At 36.6% G+C, this 19,627-nt stretch carries 17 protein-coding genes and 1 tRNA gene; 7 read left to right on the top strand and 11 right to left on the bottom strand.

Going from position 1 to position 19,627, the window contains the following annotated elements; genetic code table 11:
• Nucleotides 1-42: 42 nt before the first annotated feature.
• From EG849_RS12760 to EG849_RS12735, 6 genes are all read right to left on the bottom strand, one after another.
• The gene (locus tag EG849_RS12760; protein ID WP_125013482.1) at nt 43-372 is read right to left on the bottom strand and encodes a YegP family protein; all 330 of its coding nucleotides are present in this window, start codon (nt 370-372) and stop codon (nt 43-45) included.
• A 107-nt stretch (nt 373-479) separates the two neighbouring features.
• Complete coding sequence (locus EG849_RS12755; RefSeq protein WP_125013481.1) at nt 480-734, bottom strand: hypothetical protein; 255 nt, start codon at nt 732-734, stop codon at nt 480-482.
• 120 nt (nt 735-854) lie between these two features.
• Nucleotides 855-928: transfer RNA gene (locus EG849_RS12750), tRNA-His, on the bottom strand.
• A 64-nt stretch (nt 929-992) separates the two neighbouring features.
• The gene (gene bshB1, locus EG849_RS12745) at nt 993-1,709 is read right to left on the bottom strand and encodes a bacillithiol biosynthesis deacetylase BshB1 (RefSeq protein WP_125013480.1); all 717 of its coding nucleotides are present in this window, start codon (nt 1,707-1,709) and stop codon (nt 993-995) included.
• Nucleotides 1,710-1,757: 48 nt separating this feature from the next.
• Nucleotides 1,758-2,819: an isochorismate synthase gene (locus EG849_RS12740; protein WP_125013479.1), complete on the bottom strand. Its 1,062-nt coding sequence runs from the start codon at nt 2,817-2,819 to the stop codon at nt 1,758-1,760.
• 1 nt (nt 2,820) lies between these two features.
• Complete coding sequence (locus EG849_RS12735) at nt 2,821-3,246, bottom strand: PaaI family thioesterase (protein ID WP_125013478.1); 426 nt, start codon at nt 3,244-3,246, stop codon at nt 2,821-2,823.
• A 187-nt stretch (nt 3,247-3,433) separates the two neighbouring features.
• On the opposite strand from EG849_RS12735, the gene EG849_RS12730 reads away from it, so the two are divergent.
• The 5 genes from EG849_RS12730 (at nt 3,434) to EG849_RS12710 (ending at nt 10,993) form a co-directional block, all read left to right on the top strand.
• A complete protein-coding gene (locus tag EG849_RS12730) occupies nt 3,434-4,936 on the top strand; it encodes a hypothetical protein (protein ID WP_125013477.1) in 1,503 nt (500 codons plus the stop codon).
• A 74-nt stretch (nt 4,937-5,010) separates the two neighbouring features.
• A complete protein-coding gene (locus EG849_RS12725) occupies nt 5,011-5,667 on the top strand; it encodes a DUF1579 domain-containing protein (RefSeq protein WP_125013476.1) in 657 nt (218 codons plus the stop codon).
• Between the two features lie 233 nt (nt 5,668-5,900).
• On the top strand, nt 5,901-9,563 hold the full coding sequence (purL, locus tag EG849_RS12720) for a phosphoribosylformylglycinamidine synthase (RefSeq protein ID WP_125013475.1): 3,663 nt from the start codon (nt 5,901-5,903) through the stop codon (nt 9,561-9,563).
• Nucleotides 9,564-9,625: 62 nt separating this feature from the next.
• Complete coding sequence (locus EG849_RS12715; protein WP_125013474.1) at nt 9,626-9,988, top strand: ribosomal maturation YjgA family protein; 363 nt, start codon at nt 9,626-9,628, stop codon at nt 9,986-9,988.
• Between the two features lie 81 nt (nt 9,989-10,069).
• Nucleotides 10,070-10,993, top strand: a complete 924-nt coding sequence (locus EG849_RS12710; protein ID WP_125013473.1) for an AraC family transcriptional regulator — start codon at nt 10,070-10,072, stop codon at nt 10,991-10,993.
• Nucleotides 10,994-10,997: 4 nt separating this feature from the next.
• Here the strand turns inward: EG849_RS12710 and EG849_RS12705 are convergent, their stop codons facing one another.
• The 3 genes from EG849_RS12705 to EG849_RS12695 all read right to left on the bottom strand — a co-directional run bounded on the left by EG849_RS12705 (nt 10,998) and on the right by EG849_RS12695 (nt 13,417).
• The gene (locus tag EG849_RS12705) at nt 10,998-11,372 is read right to left on the bottom strand and encodes a DUF779 domain-containing protein (protein WP_125013472.1); all 375 of its coding nucleotides are present in this window, start codon (nt 11,370-11,372) and stop codon (nt 10,998-11,000) included.
• Nucleotides 11,373-11,451: 79 nt separating this feature from the next.
• Entirely contained in the window at nt 11,452-12,957 is a 1,506-nt protein-coding gene (locus EG849_RS12700) for an aldehyde dehydrogenase family protein (RefSeq protein WP_125013470.1), read from the bottom strand.
• Nucleotides 12,958-13,111: 154 nt separating this feature from the next.
• Entirely contained in the window at nt 13,112-13,417 is a 306-nt protein-coding gene (locus tag EG849_RS12695; RefSeq protein WP_125013469.1) for a GNAT family N-acetyltransferase, read from the bottom strand.
• Nucleotides 13,418-13,648: 231 nt separating this feature from the next.
• Here EG849_RS12695 and EG849_RS12690 point away from each other — a divergent pair, with 231 nt between their 5' ends.
• Entirely contained in the window at nt 13,649-15,421 is a 1,773-nt protein-coding gene (locus tag EG849_RS12690) for an AMP-dependent synthetase/ligase (protein ID WP_125013467.1), read from the top strand.
• Between the two features lie 194 nt (nt 15,422-15,615).
• Nucleotides 15,616-17,373, top strand: a complete 1,758-nt coding sequence (locus EG849_RS12685; RefSeq protein ID WP_125013466.1) for a mechanosensitive ion channel family protein — start codon at nt 15,616-15,618, stop codon at nt 17,371-17,373.
• 126 nt (nt 17,374-17,499) lie between these two features.
• On the opposite strand, the gene EG849_RS12680 is transcribed toward EG849_RS12685, so the two are convergent.
• Nucleotides 17,500-18,069, bottom strand: a complete 570-nt coding sequence (locus tag EG849_RS12680) for an outer membrane beta-barrel protein (RefSeq protein WP_125013464.1) — start codon at nt 18,067-18,069, stop codon at nt 17,500-17,502.
• Between the two features lie 138 nt (nt 18,070-18,207).
• The gene (locus EG849_RS12675; protein ID WP_125013463.1) at nt 18,208-18,585 is read right to left on the bottom strand and encodes a GreA/GreB family elongation factor; all 378 of its coding nucleotides are present in this window, start codon (nt 18,583-18,585) and stop codon (nt 18,208-18,210) included.
• Nucleotides 18,586-19,627 lie beyond the last annotated feature (1,042 nt).

The raw sequence follows: 19,627 nt of genomic DNA, 5'->3' as shown, positions 1-19,627 counted from the left end.
AAAGCTCCGAATTTCTTCGGAGCTTTTTTTATGCTTATGATATTATAAATCTTCTTTTGTCTGTGCTTCAGGAGCATTTTTTTTAACCGATTCGATTCCGCTATCTCTTCCAGATGCTGAAGCATACATTTGGCTTGAACCGATAATTTGACCGTTTGTAGCTTTCAGGTTGAAATACATTCTCCCGTCTTTAGCTTCCAACTTTTCAAATTTTGAATCGTCTTGTGAATTTTTCTTTACTGATTCGATTCCGTTTGTGCAATTTGCTTTTGAAGAATATCCTTCGCTTGAAAGAATTACTTCACCGTTTACTGCTTTTAAAACAAATTGAAATTGATCATTTTTGTTTTTCGTAATTAGAAATGTTCCCATAAAATTAAATTAAGAATTTGTAATTGGCTTGAAATCTATTTCTAACAATATTTTTCCCAATAATACATATTTTAATTTAATTTTATAACAAATACTTACTATATTTTTTATGAATTTAAGTTTTCATCTTTCACAATCTGAATTTTACCAAGTTCAACCGAATCATGTTGCACTAACAAAACCCCAAAAACATTGATTGGTATCTCGATTTCTTCTTCTGATTTTTTAATTTCTTCAATAATAGACTGGTAATTCATCGGATTAAGTACTATAGAATCGCCTTTATTGATTTTGTGGTCAAAAATATAATCTCTTAACGACTTGAAGGAAATTGTGCTTCCTATAAAAATTTGCTGTGACATAGTGTGTTTTTATTACTAATTTAATCAATAAGCCTGAAAGATGCTTTTGATTTAAGTTTTAATTAGCATTAAAATAGAGCAAAAAAAAGCTTCAGATTTCTCTGAAGCTTTGTAAAAATGGGTGGCTGACCGGGTTCGAACCGGCGACCCTCGGCACCACAAACCAATACTCTAACCAGCTGAGCTACAACCACCATTTGTTTAACGAGTGCAAATATACAGCAAAAACTGATTTCTGCAAATAAAAATTTCAAAAATTTACACTAAATCTCCTAAGCTATTGACTGCCAAATATCTTTCAACCGTAAAACCTTCAGCATATTCTGAATTTATGAGCCTGCCAAGGTCTTGCGCACGATAAAGAATGCTATCTTGGAAGTTTTTTGTGGCAATTGGAGTCGTCGGTTCGTCAGAATTTGGATCAAAAAACTGCGATTTGTATGCCATAAGCGATTCCACCTTTTTATCCATAAAACCGGTAACATCGACAACAAAGTCGGGTTTCAGGTCTTTCCACTGAATGTAATGGTACACTACTTTTGGGCGCCAAGCATCTTGATTTTCACCATCAAGATGGGTTTCAATCTTAATCAATCCTGAAAGGAAACACGCGTCAGAAACCAATTTGCTTCCTTTACCGTGATCAATGTGGCGATCGTCAACCGCATTGCAGATTATAATTTCAGGACGGTATTTTCGGATCATTTTGATCACTTCCAATTGGTGTTTTTCATCGTTTGTAAAAAAACCATCTCTAAAAGCCAAATTTTCTCTTACCGAAACACCCAAGACTTCTCCAGCATTTTTAGATTCTTCGTCACGAATTTCTACTGTGCCACGCGTTCCTAATTCGCCTCTGGTCAAATCTACGATTCCCACTTTTTTTCCGAGAGAAACTTCTTTTGCAATCGTTGCGCCACAACCCAATTCTACATCGTCAGGATGCGCGCCAAAAAATAATATATCTAATTTCATTCTGTTTGTTGTTTGTTTTTATAAAGATAGAAAAGAAACCGCGTCTCTTTAAAACAAGATTTTTTTCATTGTCAATGATTTATTAACCGTTTCAAAAAACTCTTTTTCAGGGTCGCTGTCTTTCGTGATACCGCAACCGATAAAAAGACTTGCTGTTTTATCTTCAATTTTCATACATCGCAAATTGACAAATAAATCTGATTTTTCAAATTCATTTTTGGCTAAATCTTTATTCAGTTCACCTAAAAATCCGGAATAATATTCTCGATTATACCCTTCTTCTTTAATAATAAATTCTTTTGCTTTTAGCTTAGGAAGACCGCAAACTGCGGGAGTTGGATGCAATATTTTCAAAACCTTCTTGACGTCTTTTTTATCTTTTAAAGTAGCAGAAATATCCGTTTTGATATGTACGATATTTCCAGCTCGATAAGTGTAAGGGTCGCTCGTGTGTTTTTCAGAAACAAATTCATCTAAATTTTGACTGATAAAATCGGTCACAAATTGCTGTTCTTCTTTTTCTTTGTTTTCCCAAATAATTTCTCCTTCGTGAAAAACTTGGGTTCCGGCCAGCGCCACAGTTTTAATTTCGTTTGAATTTACTTTTAAAAGCTGTTCTGGCGTTGCACCAAGCCAAAGTCCAATTTTTGGATGGAAAAAACAGTATTTAAAAGCTGTTTTATACGTAGCAACTAATTTTTGGAACAAAAAAATGACATCAGCATTTTCAAGAGAAACGGCTTCTGTTCTTGACAAAACGACTTTTTGAAAAGTGCCTGAATGAATAGCGTCAATTCCTTTTTGAACTAAATTTTCGAAGTTTTCTTTTACTTCAGAGTTTATTTCAGAAGCAGAATTTAAAGAATTTAAAATAGTTATTTCGGAAATAGCTTCAACCAAAATATCAGAATCATTTTCTGGAATCAAGACAAATTTTTCGCCATCAAAAGGAGCAAAAACAAATCCTGTTTCCGTAAAATTTTCCGTATGATTCAAAGAATTGTCTTTTTGGAAAATCCCAATGATTTCAGCTTCGTTCGGCTTGGAATAAATCACAAAAGGCATTTCTTCCTTTAAATAACTCGTTCCTTTTTTAAGTAACTCTGACATCTTATTTCGTTCTATCCATCACAATATTCGTAATCTTGCAAAGCGAAATCAAAAGATCATTTTCATCCGTAATTCTGACTTCCCAAAGATGTACCATCCTGCCTTTGTGAATGATTTTTGCAGTTCCATATACCATTCCAGCGCGTTTGCTTTTCACGTGATTTGCAGAAATTTCAATACCTCTCACCTCTTGTTTTTCCACATCGATGAACATTAATGAAGCAGCACTTCCAACACTTTCTGCCAACGCCACTGAAGCGCCTCCGTGCAACAATCCCATGGGTTGGTGGACTCTTGGATTTACTGGCATTTGGGCTTTTAAAAACCCTTCGCCAGCATCAATAAATTCTATTTCTAAAGTCTGCATTAAGGTGTTTTGGCACCATTTTTTGCAGTTGTCGAGCATTGTTTGTTTATCGAAAGCCATTCTGTTTGTTTATATTTTTCAAAAATAAGGAAAAATACCGCGTAACGGTAGTTGTAAAAGACAGAAAAAAGTTAAAACCGAAATACTAATTTTAACATTTTGAAGTTTAGGTAAAAGCGAATCTGATTTTTTAGAATAAGTCCATTTCAAATCAGATTTTTACTATTTTTACCAAAATTCAAAACCGATGCGTAATTCTATATTTTTCCTTTTTATTGTATTTGCAATTTCAATGACTTCTTGTCGCGAAGATTTTGATTTTGAACCAAGCTCGGGAAGCCTTGAATTTTCTAAGGATACTGTTTATTTAGATACTGTTTTTACAAATATCGGATCAAGCACCTACCGCTTAAAAGTGTACAACCGAAGCAATAAAGACATCAATATTCCGAATATCAAATTAGGAAAAAGCGATTCAAAATACCGAATGATGATTGACGGGATGCAAGGAACTGATGGAAAATCATTCAATAATGTAGAACTCTTAGCCAAAGACAGTTTGTTTATTTTCATAGAAACCACCATAGATTACAACGAATTTGCGGGTCCAGAAGCGCAATTTTTATATACCGACCAAATTCAGTTTGACGGCGGAAGCAACCTGCAAACCGTGGAATTGGTTACTTTAGTGAAAGACGCCGTTTTTTTATATCCTGCACGAGATTCTGAAGGAAATTATGAAACGTTGCCTATTGGAGACGAGCCAGTTCCCGGATTTTTTCTTGAAGGAGATGAACTGCATTGGACAAATGCAAAACCTTATGTAATATATGGTTATGCGGCGGTTCCGCCCAACGAAACATTGACTGTTGACGCTGGCGCTCGAGTACATTTCCATTCTGATGCGGCCTTGATTGCGTCCAACGGAAGTGCTATAAAAATTAATGGCGCTCAATCTTTTACGGAAGAATTAGAAAATGAAGTGATTTTTGAAGGCGATCGTTTAGAGCAATATTTTTCAGACATTCCAGGGCAATGGTCAGCGATTTGGCTGACACAAGGAAGCACCGGCCACGATTTTACAAACCTTACGATTAAAAATGCTACGGTTGGAATTTTAGTTTCCGGAAATACAGGATTAAATAATCCAACTGCAGATTTGACTCTTAAAAATGTTCAGATTTATAATAGTGCCAACTCTGGCATTTTAGCACAAACCGGATATATTTCTGGAGAAAATGTCGTTATCAATTACGCTGGTTCGTCCGCTTTGTATTGCAATTATGGCGGAAAATATAATTTTATACATTCCACTTTTAACAACAATTGGTCGGGTACCAATAAATTTGGTTTGCGAATTGACAATTTCATCGAAGGAGCAAGTCCTTTGACACAAGCTTTGGTTGATACTAAATTTGAAAACTGCATTATTTACAGTACAAATCAAAACGGATTGGCTTTGGTTCGTGAAGATGATGGAATTTCATTTACACCAATTTTCACGAAATGCGTTATTAAATTAAGTACTTCATCAACTGTTACTACTAATCCGCTGTATGCTTTTATGGCCGATGAAACTAATATTACCAGAGAAAACCCAAGATTTATTAACGCGAATCAAAATAATTTAATGCTTGGAGAAGGATCTTCTGCAAGAAATTTCGGAAACAATTTAGGCGGAAGCGATATTAACTTTAATACTAGAACTTCCACTCCAGATGTTGGCGCTTATAATTATATGCCAGAATAAAATTCAATTCAATTATTCTTATTTTTTTATGATTTACTTAGTAAATTTGACAAACAATCAAAATAATATAAATCATGAAAACAGCGTATTTGTATTTAGGTGCCCTTTTATTGTGCATGACTTCTTGCAAGAAAGAAGTAACGATTAAAGAAGAAGTTATCAATAAAGTTGACACCGTTCCCGAATTAAAAGAAGCAGAAATTACTTCTGAACCTATAGATTCTTTAGCTATGCAAAAAGCTTGGACGGAATATGCAACACCTACAGAACCGCACAAAAGAATGGCTTCCGAATCTGGAACTTGGACCGAAGATTTGACCTTTTGGATGAGTCCAGAGGATAAAAACCCACAGAAATATACCGCAGTCGCTCAAGTAAAAATGATTTTAGGAGGCCGATACCAAGAGCAAAAACATACGGGCAGAATGATGGGAATGGATTTTGAAGGCATTTCAACTCTTGCCTACAATAATGCTTCTGGAGAATATACTTCAACTTGGGTTGACAATATGGGAACGGGTATGATGATTGCTTCTGGAAAATACGACGAAGCTTCAAAATCAACGACCTTTAATGGAGAAATGGTTGATCCCATGACAAAAAAAATAAAGGAATTCAGACAAGTTGTAACTATAATTGATAATGACACTCAAAAAATGGAATCTTTTGAAAACGCGCCTGACGGAACTGAGTTCAAATCAATGGAAATTATGATGAAAAGAAAAAAATAAATTTTCACTGCAAACTGTTTTTTCGCCACAAATTGCGCGAGTTTTCACGATTCAATGAGTGAAATTTAATGCAATTCGTGGCGAAGTTTTTATTAGAAAAAGAAGAGCTCTTATCGTTGCTTTAATTTGTTTCACTTTCGACTTTAATAGTTTCAACTTTATGACTTTAATTTTTTTGACTTTACGAGATTTTGAACTAAATTTGCACCACAACAACAACTAAAATCTACACAATGATTCATTTCTTCGGAAACGAAAGCAACACCGTTTTTGCAGTTCAGACGCAAAACGAGCTTTCGGCAGAAAACATTTCAAAATTAAACTGGCTTTTTGGCAATACTCATAAAATAGAAAAATCAGTACTAGCGGATTTTTTTGTTGGACCTCGCGCCGCTATGATTACTCCTTGGAGTACAAATGCGGTTGAGATTACTCAAAATATGGCCATCGAAGGCATCATCAGAATTGAAGAATTTCAGAAAGTCACAGAAGCTTTTTCTGATTTTGACCCAATGCTTTCTCAGAAATATTCAGAATTAAATCAAGAAATCTATACGATCAATATTCAACCAGAACCTATTCTTGAAATTGAAGATATCCACGCTTTCAATGCAAAAGAAGGTTTGGCTTTGAGCCAGGAAGAAGTAGCATATTTAGAGAATTTATCTAAAAAATTAGACCGAAAACTAACCGATTCTGAAGTTTTTGGATTCTCGCAAGTCAATTCAGAACACTGCCGCCACAAGATTTTCAACGGAACTTTTGTGATTGATGGGGAAGAAAAACCGTCTTCATTGTTCAAATTAATCAAGAAAACATCTGCTGAAAACCCGAACGATATTGTATCGGCGTATAAAGATAACGTGGCTTTTGTAAAAGGTCCGAGAGTACAGCAATTTGCACCAAAATCAGCTGACAAACCTGATTTTTATGAAACAAAAGATTTTGATTCTGTAATTTCATTAAAAGCAGAAACACACAATTTCCCAACAACGGTGGAACCTTTCAACGGTGCGGCAACGGGTTCTGGTGGAGAAATTCGCGACCGCTTGGCTGGCGGGCAAGGTTCGTTGCCATTGGCGGGAACTGCAGTTTATATGACTTCGTATTCTCGCTTGAAAGAAAACAGACCTTGGGAAGATGCAATGAACGAAAGAAAATGGTTGTACCAAACTCCAATGGATATCTTGATTAAAGCTTCAAACGGAGCTTCTGATTTCGGAAATAAATTCGGACAACCTTTAATCACAGGTTCGATTTTGACATTTGAGCACGATGAAAACAACCGAAAAATTGGTTACGATAAAGTAATTATGCAAGCCGGTGGAATTGGTTACGGAAAACTAAACCAAGCCATCAAACAAAAGCCGAAAGAAGGCGATAAAATTGTTATTTTAGGTGGAGAAAATTACAGAATTGGTATGGGTGGCGCTGCAGTTTCTTCAGCAGATACGGGTGCTTTTAATTCTGGAATTGAGCTGAATGCCATTCAGCGTTCAAACCCTGAGATGCAAAAACGTGCAGCAAATGCCATTCGTGGATTGGTGGAAAGCGACGAAAATCCGATTGTTTCGATTCACGATCACGGTGCGGGCGGCCATTTGAACTGTCTTTCAGAATTGGTTGAGGAAACAGGCGGTTTGATTGATTTGGATAAATTGCCAGTTGGCGACCCAACTTTGTCGGCAAAAGAAATCGTGGGTAACGAATCGCAAGAAAGAATGGGATTGGTTATCGGCCAAAAAGATATTGAAACGTTACAAAAAATCGCTGATCGTGAGCGTTCGCCAATGTATCAGGTGGGTGACGTAACCGGAAATCATCGTTTTACTTTTGAATCAAAAACGACGGGTGCAAAACCGATGGATTTTGCTTTGGAAGATATGTTTGGAAGTTCTCCAAAAGTCGTGATGACCGATACGACAATCGATAGAAAATACAACGAATTAGAATATACGCAAGAGCAGTTTAAAAGCTATCTGGACCAAGTGTTGCAATTGGAAGCAGTTGCTTCAAAAGACTGGTTGACTAACAAAGTGGATCGTTGTGTAGGTGGAAAAGTTGCCAAACAACAATGTGCTGGACCGTTGCAATTGCCGTTGAACAATGTGGGTGTGATGGCGTTAGATTATTTAGGAAAAGAAGGTGTTGCTACTACGGTTGGCCACTCACCTATTGCCTCTTTAATTGATCCTGCTGCTGGAAGTCGCACTGCAATTGCAGAAGCATTGTCGAATATTATTTGGGCTCCGATTAAAGACGGTTTGAAAGGCGTTTCGCTTTCGGCAAACTGGATGTGGGCTTGTAAAAATGAAGGTGAAGACGCTCGTTTATACGAAGCCGTTCAAAGCTGTTCTGACTTTGCCATTGAATTGGGAATCAACATTCCGACAGGAAAAGATTCGCTTTCAATGAAGCAAAAATATCCTGATGGAGACGTAATTGCTCCTGGAACGGTAATTATTTCTGCTGGTGGAAATTGTACGGATATTCAAAAAGTGGTGGAGCCTGTTTTGAAGAAAAATGGTGGCAACATTTATTATATCAATCTTTCAGAAGATGCTTTCAAATTAGGGGGTTCGTCTTTTGCACAAATTTTGAATAAGATTGGAAATGAAGTTCCAACAATTAAAAACGGAGCGAATTTCAAGAAGACGTTCAACGTAATTCAAGATTTGATTAAAGCGGATAAAATCCAAGCGGGACACGACATCGGAAGCGGTGGTTTGATTACTACTCTTTTAGAAATGTGTTTCGCAGATGTGAATTTATCGGCTGATTTTGACCTGAGTGCTTTATGCGAAAGCGATACTATCAAAGTATTATTTTCTGAAAATATCGGAATTGTTTTCCAAGCAGATGCTTCGGTTGAAACCATTTTAAAGGATAACAATATTACTTTCTTCAACATCGGAAAAGTAACGGAAGGAAATACAGTAAACATCAAAAACGGCGACCGAAATCTTGCTTTTGATGTGAACGAAACGAGAGATATTTGGTTCAAAACTTCGTATTTATTAGACCGAAAACAATCGGGAGAATTGAAAGCAAAAGAGCGTTTTGATAATTTTAAAAACCAACCTTTGCAATTTAATTTCCCTGCACATTTTACAGGAAAAAAACCAGTTGTAGATTTTTCTAAACCAAGACCAAAAGCAGCAATTATTCGTGAAAAAGGAAGTAATTCAGAGCGAGAAATGGCAAATGCAATGTATTTGGCAGGTTTTGACGTAAAAGACGTTCATATGACCGATTTGATTTCGGGTCGTGAAACTTTAGAAGATATTCAATTCATCGGAGCCGTTGGAGGTTTCTCCAATTCAGATGTTTTGGGTTCTGCAAAAGGTTGGGCTGGAGCATTTTTATACAACGAAAAAGCAAAGACAGCCTTGGATAATTTCTTCAAAAGAGAAGACACTTTATCGGTTGGAATTTGCAACGGAGCGCAGCTGTTTATGGAATTAGAATTAATAAATCCAGAACATGAAGTTCATGGAAAATTAAGACATAACGATTCGCACAAACACGAAAGTGGATTTACTTCAGTAACGATCCAGGAGAACAATTCTGTGATGCTGAACACTTTGGCAGGAAGCACTTTAGGTGTTTGGATTTCGCACGGAGAAGGAAAATTTGATTTGCCTTACACCGAAGATAAGTACAATGTGGTTGGGAAATATGGTTATGAAAATTATCCTGCAAACCCAAATGGTTCTTTCTTCAATATTGCCATGATGTGCGATAAAACCGGAAGACATTTGGCGATGATGCCTCACATTGAGCGTTCAACATTCCAATGGAACTGGGCGAATTATCCGGAAGGCAGAAACGATGCAGTTTCACCTTGGCATGAAGCTTTTGTGAATGCTAGAAAATGGGTAGAGAATAAAAAATAAATAGTTTTAAATAGTTGAAAAAAGGCTTCCTAATTGGAAGCCTTTTTTATTTCTTTACGTTTATGAAAACAAGAATTTACTATTTTCTATTCATCTGCTTCATCATAATTGTAGGCTTGGTTTCCAGAAAAATAGATTTTATTCCTCTAGCTGTTGGCGACATTTTATATGCGATGATGATTTATTTTATGATTCGCTTTTTATTTATAAAATCAAAACCAATTAGCGTTGCCTTTTTATCGCTTCTACTATGTTTTGCAATTGAATTTTCGCAACTTTATCAAGCTCGTTGGATTGTAGAAATAAGAAGTACGACTTTGGGACATTTGGTTTTGGGACAAGGATTTTTGTTGAGCGATTTATTGGCCTATACATTTGGAATCCTGCTAAGCTTTATTTCTGAAAAATATTTACCTAAACGATAGTTAAGAGCTATTGTTTTAACAAAAGAATGTTCTAAATTTATCAGGTTGCTTTTTAAAATCTCAATTCAAAAATAAAATAGTATGAATTCAAAAAACGGAATCCTGCTGAATGCCCCTAGCCTTTCTAAAGAAAATTCACTTAAAACTTTAGTAGAAAACCGAACGATTCATACTTTAAATCATTGTGAATTGAACATTTTTGAAACCTATCAAGAAGCTCAAAAAGTACCGTTAAAATTTAATGATTTGGTGGTGACAAGTATGCTTCGCGGTAAAAAAGTGATGCATCTTTTTGACAATGAAGGTTTCGAATATCTTCCGGGAGAAACCGTAATTATCCCTTCAAATGTAGAAATGAAAATTGATTTTCCGGAAGCTTCTCGTCAAAACCCGACGCAATGTTTGGCATTGGCATTAGATCACACAAAGATTTCTGAAATTCTAAATCTATTAAACGAAAAATATCCGAAAGAAGGTTCAAGTAATTTCTGGCAATTGAATTCCAGGAATTACTTCTTTTATAACAATGTGGAGTTGGCCACTTCAATCCAAAAATTAATCAAGGTTTGCTTGAGCAATTCTATTACCAAAGATGTCATTGCCGATTTGACGTTGCAAGAAATGCTAATTCAAATTATCCAATTGCAAACGCAAAAATCGATTGAAAACAATACGTTTTCAGATAAAAACTCGTCGCTTTTTCCAATCATTTCTTACATCAAAGCCAATATTCACAGCGCCATCAATTTGAAAAATTTATCAGATGTTGCCAATATGAGTACAACGGCTTTTCATCGCTTCTTTAAAAAAGAACTGGGAATTACGCCGATTGAATTTATCGCCCAAGAAAAAATTAAAATGGCAAAAACATTGTTGAGCGAACCCAATATTCACATCAATGAAGTTTCGTATGAATTGGGGTATGAAGACAGCAATTATTTTATTCGCTTGTTCAAAAAGCACGAAGGAATTACGCCAAAACAGTATCAAAAACTGGCGAATTAATTTGTTACTCTTCTAATTTTACGGGTTCTAAATTTTCAATTTCTTCGGCCGTAAAAAGTCGATAATGGATTTTGAATGTTTTTCCTAAAGGCGTTTCTAACGAGAAACCGCCCGTTGGAACTCCGTCTAAAACATCCATTAAAAAGTGGGCATTTTTCCAATATTCAAATAAATCGCGATCCACCCAAAACTCGAATCCTTCAACAGTTCCAATGCAAACGTCGCCCATTCTCAGGTAAAAACCACCCTTTTCAAAACACTGCGGCTGCGTTCCTTCACAACAGCCACCCGATTGGTAAAACATCAAATCTCCGTGCGTTTTGTGCAATTCCCTTATAATAGCTATCGCTTCTTGCGTTGCCTCTACTCTCTTTACCATATCATTTATATTAAAAATACAGCCCTAAAAATAAATTAGGGCTGTATTTATTCAATTAAAACTCAAAAATCCAAACCAATTAAAAGAAGCCTAATTTCTTTTTATCATAAGAAATCAGCATATTTTTTGTCTGGCGGTAATGGCCCAACATCATTTTGTGGTTTTCCCTGCCGATCCCGGATTGTTTGTAACCTCCAAACGGAGCTCCTGCAGGATAAGAATGGTATTGATTGATCCAAACTCTTCCGGCTTGGATTGCTCTCGGTACTTGGTAAATTTCGTGCGCATCGCGTGTCCAGACTCCTGCTCCTAAACCATACATGGTGTCGTTTGCAATTTCAATCGCTTCTTCTGTAGTTTTGAAAGTAGTGACGGCTAAAACAGGCCCGAAAATTTCTTCTTGGAAGATTCTCATTTTGTTGTGCCCTTTGAATAACGTTGGCTTGATGTAATAACCTCCGGCCAGATCGCCTTCCAATTTGTTCACATCGCCACCCGTTAAAACTTCGGCACCTTCTTCTTTTCCTAATTTGATATATTGCTGGATTTTTTCATATTGAACATTGGAAGCCTGGGCACCCATCATTGTTGTCTTATCCAAAGGATTGCCCATCTTGATAGCTTCGGTTCTTTCAATTACTTTGGCGATAAATTTGTCATAAATATCTTCGTGAACCAACAATCTTGACGGACAAGTACAAATTTCCCCTTGATTTAAGGCAAACATTACGGCGCCTTCCACTGCTTTATCAAAGAAATCATCATCGTGGTCTGCGATTGATTTGAAGAAAATATTTGGAGATTTCCCTCCTAATTCTAGCGTTACCGGAATGATATTTTCTGTTGCATATTGCATTACCAAACGCCCTGTTGCCGTTGAACCCGTAAATGCTGCTTTTGAGACTTTCGGATTGGTAACCAAGGCTCTTCCCAATTCAGCGCCAAAACCGTTCACGATATTTATAACTCCCGGAGGAAGAATTCCTTCTATCAATTCCATCATCACTAATATGGAAACTGGCGTACTTTCAGCCGGTTTTAAAACCACCGTGTTTCCGGCAGCCAATGCGGGCGCTAATTTCCAAACAGCCATTAGAATTGGGAAATTCCACGGAATAATCTGTGCAATAACGCCCAAAGGTTCGCTTAAAGCAATCGAAACCGTGTTCGAATCCAATTCAGCAATAGAACTTTCTTCTGCACGGATTACGCCTGCAAAATACCTGAAATGGTCAATTGCAAGCGGCATATCTGCAGCTAAAGTTTCGCGAACGGCTTTTCCATTGTCCACTGTTTCCACTGCCGCCATGTATTCTAAGTTATCCTCAAGAACTTGAGCAATTTTATTTAGCAAAATGCTTCGTTCTGTAACCGATGTTTTTCCCCAAGTTTTAAAAGCTTCGTGCGCTGCATCAACTGCCAAAACCAAATCTTCTTTGCTTGATTTCGCTACTTTTGTAAACACTTTTCCATCGATGGGAGAAATAGTATCAAAATACTGTCCGTTTACTGGCGGTACAAATTTACCACCTATATAATTATCATATTTTTCTTTAAATTCTGGTCTTTTTAAGATATCGCTCATTGTTTTATAATTTTTAATTTCTCAAATTTCAGACATAAAAATTAGTGACAATAGCATTATTCTGTCAAAAAATAGCACAATTCTAATTTTAAGAAGAATATAACGTTATGTTTTTTTAGTTATGATCTAAATTAAGCAAAGACCAAAATCAAGCTTATTTCAAATAAAATAATTCTGGATTATGAAAAATAGAATTGAACTGATATTCTTCATGTTTGTCGATGTATGCTTTGATATGCGGACAATAAGGTTTCACTTTTAAGTTGTTTTCAATCGCATAATCAAGAAGCATTTTTGCCAGCGCAGACGCAATTCCTTTACCGCTTAATTCCTTTGGAACTTCGGTGTACATATAAGAAATGCCACCTTCAAAAAGTTGATAGTCTTCAAAAGCGATGTATCCGTCTTGATGAATTTCAAATCTATTTTTTTGTTTATTATCTAAAATCGTGTAGCTCATCTTTTCTATATTTTATTTCGTAAAATTAATTTTCTCCTGACTAAATCGCATTGAACCAGTTCAAGAAAGTACTATCTGGAAATTGTTTTAAAACTATTATAAATAAATGATTTGTAAGACACTAAGATAATCAAGTATGGAAAATACTTTTAATTTCCTTACGGAAATGATAAAAAGATTGGTCATATATTTATAATTTGCTATTTTGCATAGAATTTAATCTTCATTCGAATGGCTTCAATTACCCGATTATTTGATTTCCCGTATCATCAGTTAGAAAAATACAACATTCCTGACGCCTTGGCAACCAAGGTAAATGGCGAATGGGAGAAGACTTCTACGGAAGAATATGTCAAAAAAGCCAATGCAATCTCCAGAGCCCTGTTGCGGTTAGGCCTTCAAAAAAACGATAAAATTGCGGTCATTTCTTCCAATAACAGAAGCGAATGGCACATTATGGATATTGGAATCCTCCAAACCGGAGCGCAAAATGTTCCTGTTTATCCAACGATTACAGAAGAAGATTATGAATATATCTTAAATCATTCTGAAGTAAGCTACTGTTTTGTTTCTGATGAAGAAGTTTTAAATAAAGTAAATGCCATCAAAGCAAATGTTCCGAAATTAAAGGAAGTTTACTCCTTCAACGAGATTTCCGGCTGTAAAAACTGGAACGAACTTTTAGAATTAGGAAAAGACGAAAGCAATCAAAACGAGGTGGAAGAACGAAAAAACAACGTAGATCCATTAGAACTTGCTACTATAATTTACACTTCGGGAACCACCGGAAGGCCAAAAGGCGTTATGCTTTCTCATAACAACATTGTATCGAATGTATTAAATTCTGCCAGCAGAATTCCGTTTGAAGCCGGAAAAAGCAAGGCCTTGAGTTTCTTGCCGATTTGCCATATTTATGAGCGAATGGTAACGTATATCTACCAGTTTTATGGCGTCGCTATTTATTTTGGCGAATCAATTGAAAAGATTTCTGATAATGTCAAAGAAGTGCAACCTAACGTAATGACTGGTGTTCCGAGACTTATCGAAAAAGTATATGAAAAAATAATTGCCAAAGGTTCTGAACTTACCGGAATCAAGAAAAAACTGTTCTTTTGGGCAGTTTCTGTCGGTTTAAGATACGAACCCTATAATGCTAATGGTTGGTGGTATGGCGTTCAATTATCATTGGCCCGAAAACTTATCTTCAGCAAATGGAAAGCAGGTTTGGGCGGGAATTTAGATTTAATCGTAAACGGAAGCGCCGCTTTGCAGCCACGATTAGCACGTGTTTTTGCTGCTGCCGAGATTTATGTAATGGAAGGATATGGCTTGTCTGAAACTTCTCCGGTAATTTCAGTAAATGACACCCGAAATGGCGGTTTTAAGATTGGTACAGCTGGAAAAATAATCGACAATGTGGAAGTAAAAATTGCGGAAGACGGCGAAATTCTTTGCAAAGGACCGAATGTAATGATGGGTTATTATAAAGATGAAGAAAAAACGAAGGAAGCCATTATCGATGGTTATTTCCACACGGGAGATATTGGCCAAGTAGACGCCGATGGTTTCTTAAAAATTACCGACAGAAAGAAAGAAATGTTCAAAACTTCGGGAGGAAAATACATTGCGCCGCAATTGATAGAAAATGCGATGAAGCAATCGCGTTTTATTGCAGAAATTATGGTAATTGGCGACGGCGAAAAGTTGCCTGCCGCTTTCATTCAGCCTGATTTTGAATTTGTAAAATCATGGGCGAAGAAAAAAGGAATCAGCATCAGATCGAATGAGGAACTAGTTGAAAATAAAGACGTAAGAGCGCGTTTCCAAGAAGAAATCAACGGAATCAATACTAAATTTGGGCATTGGGAACAAATCAAAAAATTTGAATTGACACCTGACGTTTGGAGCATTGACGGCGGCCATCTTACACCCACGATGAAATTGAAACGAAAAAGCATCATGGAAATCTATAAAAAATTATACGATACGATTTACAAAGATTAAAAACAGAAACCACGACCTTACCGGCTCGTGGTTTTTTATTTTGCGGCAGTCAAGATTTCTGGGTCAGTAGGTTTCCCACATAGTATTGCGCAACATCAATAATTGGACCTTCAAACTTTAGGTTTTATTTATGAGGAATAAAGTGTAATTTTAAAGATTGGAAACAGTGCCTTTTCTGAACAAAATTACTTTTTATGAGCATCTCAATTCGAAATTTTTTTATCCTAACTTTTATATTTTTGCTAAATCCTGTTGAGATTAAAGCACAACTTTTACCATCCTCGTCAGAAGTAAAAGAAGAAGTTAAAATTCCCGATGATTCCTTAGGAAGAAGAAATCCGAGAGGAACGGTTAATGGCTTCTTAAAAGCCGTTTCAGAGCAAAATTATATCAGGGCCAGCAATTACCTGTACTTAAAAAGGTCTTTCCGAAAAAACAAAGAAAGAGAACGCATTGTAAAAACGATGCAGAACCTTTTAGACCAAAGCGGCAGCATTGTTCCAACTTCCCTAATCAGCGATAAAAATACCGGCAATAGCGATGATGAATTAGACGCAGAATTGGATCTTGTGGGAACAATATCCATCAATGGCAAAAATGTCAAATTATATGTTGAAAATAATGAACGGGAAGGCAGTCCGCCGATATGGCTTTTTTCTGCTGAAACTGTTGATGCGATTGCTGCCGTTAAAGTAGATGAAAATCTATTGGTCAATAAAATTTTACCCGAATCTTTAAAAGAAAGATTGCTAGCAGGCGTCCCGATCGGACAATGGTTCATCATTATTGTGCTGGTTGCGGGAGCCTATTTTTTGTCATGGGGAATAATTGCATTGCTGACTTTTATAATTTCAAAACTTTGGAAAAAAGCCAGGACCGAACCCACTGAAGGATTCCTTGTTGCCTTATCATTACCGATCCAGCTGTATATTGCGCTTTGGTTTTTTATTGATTTTTCACAGCGCGTTGGCATTTCCATCATCATCCGCCAGCGTTTTAGCTATTTGACAGTTACTGTGGGAATTGTTGCTTTTTTAATGCTGCTGTGGAGAATAACGGATTTTATTGGAGAATTCAGCAAAAACAGAATGACAGTAAAAGGCAGGGTTTCTACTATTTCTGCTATTTTATTTTTAAGAAGGACTTTTAAGGTAGCCATTTTTATTTTTGGCGGCATTGCTATCTTGGGCGCTATCGGAATTGATGTCACTGCCGGACTGGCCGCATTGGGAATCGGGGGTATCGCTTTGGCTCTGGGTGCCCAAAAAACGGTAGAAAACTTTGTGGGAAGCGTTACCTTGATCATCGACCAGCCTATTCGCGTGGGAGATTATTGCAGGATAAACGATATAAAAGGAAATGTGGAACAGATTGGCATGAGATCGACGAAAGTCAGAACTGGAGAACGAACGGTAGTTACCATACCCAATGGTTTGCTTTCGGCCACAAATATTGAAAATTATGCTTTTAGGGATCGTTTCTTTTTTAATCCTGTTCTTGATTTAAGATGTGAAACTACGCCCGACCAAATTCGTTTTCTGCTGGTAGAAATCAGGAGCATCTTATATTCGCATCCGATGGTGGGAAATGACGATGCCCGCGTTCGTTTTATTGGTTTTGGAGCCTCCTCTTTGCGTTTAGAAATCAATGCGTATATCCTGGTGAGCACCTTAGATACAGCATTAGAAATCAAAGAAGATTTATACCTGAGAATTATGGACTTGGTTTCAGAAAGCGGTACCGGATTTGCCTTTCCTTCGCAGACCCTTTATTTTGCAAAAGACGACGGCATTTCTGAAGAAAAGTCAAAAGATGTTTCTGACAAAGTCAAAGAATGGAATGAAAGAGGCGAAATGCAGCTGCCAAAATTTCATCCTGATAAAATTAAAGAACTGAACGATTCTATTGTGTATCCGCCAAAAGGTTCAGCAGTAAATAAAGAGAAGCCATAAAAAAAGCCTATTGCTCTTCTTTAAGAGTAACAGGCAACTTTTTTAATAGTAGGATCGCTTCCGATAGAAATCATGTAATAAAGTACAGAAAATATTTTTTTTATACTCTGGGATTAATTTTGCAATTTAACTTCTATCGAGCGGAAAACTATAGCCGATAGCTGCCGCGCCTGAAGTCTGTTCTGCAGCAGGATGAAAATAATATACAAATTTAAGTTCGTAATCGTGATTGCGGCCTATTGCCAAGCCAAGGGTAACAGGAATATGCAGCTGCAAGCCTTTTTTTTCTAAATGGGTATAAGGAGTATAGGTTTTAAATTCCCCTATAGACATACCGATACCCGATTCTAAAAATGGAGCCACGTAAGGAATGGGTGCAGTAATTCGGGCTTTTCCTCCAAGTAAAAAAGCATTTGACTTCACTTTATAGTGGTCCATTCCAGGCTCATCAGATGCTCCTGAAGCAAATATAGCTCCAGCATAAGGCCTGAGTCCGAACCAGCTCAAAATGTTATAAACATATTCTCCTTGTGCATAAAAGCCTGATCCTGTAATGTCAGCTTGGTCATCAGCAGCGACCATGCCAATGCCTATGGAAGTATTGATAAACTCCCCTTTTTGGGTTTGGGCACTTGCTGCATTGCAACAGAAGGTTAAAAATAATAAGGCAATCAGCAAAGACGATAACTTATTCACAGTAGTAAATTTAAGGGCGCAAACTTAGTACTTATATTCTTAATTTACTTACAAAAAAGGGACATAAAATCATATTATATAAAAAAAACATCCCACAAGAGAAGGCTTCTCTGGGGATGTTTTTTAATCAAAAGCATGTTATTCTGCTTCTTCAACTTTCAATATTTCTAGCTTTAGGTCGCCTTTTTTCGAAGGCCATTCTATGATATTTCCAACTTTATACCCTACCATTGCAATTCCTTCATCTGATAAAATCGAAATTTTATTTTTGGCTGGCTTAGATTTCTTTGGCCCTACAAATTCAACTGTTTTTTCTTCTTCGTTACTGTGGTTTTTATACGTCACTATTCGATTTACGGAAACAATATCTTCTGGCAAATCTTTTCTTAATACCTGTGACGCTTTTTTAAGTTCTAGTAGCAATAACTTTTCTTCTTCTAATGTTACTTTTTTTCTTCTTACATGATCTTTAATTAAATCGTAAACTCCTGTGGTTAAAATAATATTTTGTGACATAACTGTTTTGTTGCTCCCTTTTCATAGCAATGATAGATGACTCTTCATTAAATAAATACGCAGCCCTTACGTGTACCAACTTAATGATATCGTGTGCTAAATGAAAATTGAAGATTAAAATAATGAGCTTTCTAAATGAAAGTTTCCCTGTCTAGAGTTGTGACAGGGCTTAATTAATGAACTCTTTAGAACTTTTTAAGAAAGTATCGTCGTGCAGATATAACAATGTGCGCATCAAGCGCATCAAGCGATTATTGGTTAAATAAAAATTTGAAATTGTCATTTTTGCATTCCTTTTATTGGAGTACCAAGTTACTGCTTTTTTTTTGAAATATAAATACTATTTTTAATTTTGCACTTCCCTCTTGCTTTCAATATCTTTTCTCAGCTTTCAGCATTTAAAAATCAGTATTCCTATACTAAAAACGTATAAATTAACTAAAACACTGAATTAAAGTAAGTTATCTTCATAACCCACGAAGCCTTCCCATGGGTACCAATGAAGATTTTTCACAAAATAGTTTATCTAATTCGGCAGGTATTCTCAAAGTTACTTGCTACAAAGTGTAATATCACCTAACAGCTCCTTTGTTTGTAACTTCTTATTTTCAATTATTTAGGGTACTGAATTTTGCTTTGTTAGAGTGAAACTGCTGCAATTCCTAAAAGACCGAAAATCAAAAAGGATAAAAAAGCTAATTTTAGTAATTTTTACCCCCAGCTCCCGCGCGAATCCCAGCTCCCGCGCGAATCCTTTCGCGTGGACAAATTACAACTTAAAGTTCTGAAAAACGCAAACACCCCCGCTCCCGCGCGAATCTCTTCGCGTGGACACTTTACAACTTAAAGTTCTGAAAAACCCCCGCTCCCGCGCGAATCCCTTCGCGTGGACACTTTACAACTTAAAGTTCTGAAAAACGCAAACACCATCTAAAATTCCCTTCACCCCGCTCCCGCGCGAATCCCTTCGCCTGGACACATTACAACTTAAAGTTCTGAAAAACGCAAACACCATCTAAAATCCCCTTCACACCTGCATAAT

This window comes from Flavobacterium macacae (assembly GCF_003865365.1).
GTDB classification, from domain to species: domain Bacteria; phylum Bacteroidota; class Bacteroidia; order Flavobacteriales; family Flavobacteriaceae; genus Flavobacterium; species Flavobacterium macacae.
Note: the sequence above shows the minus strand (reverse complement) of the source record. Positions and strands in the feature narration are given on the sequence as shown.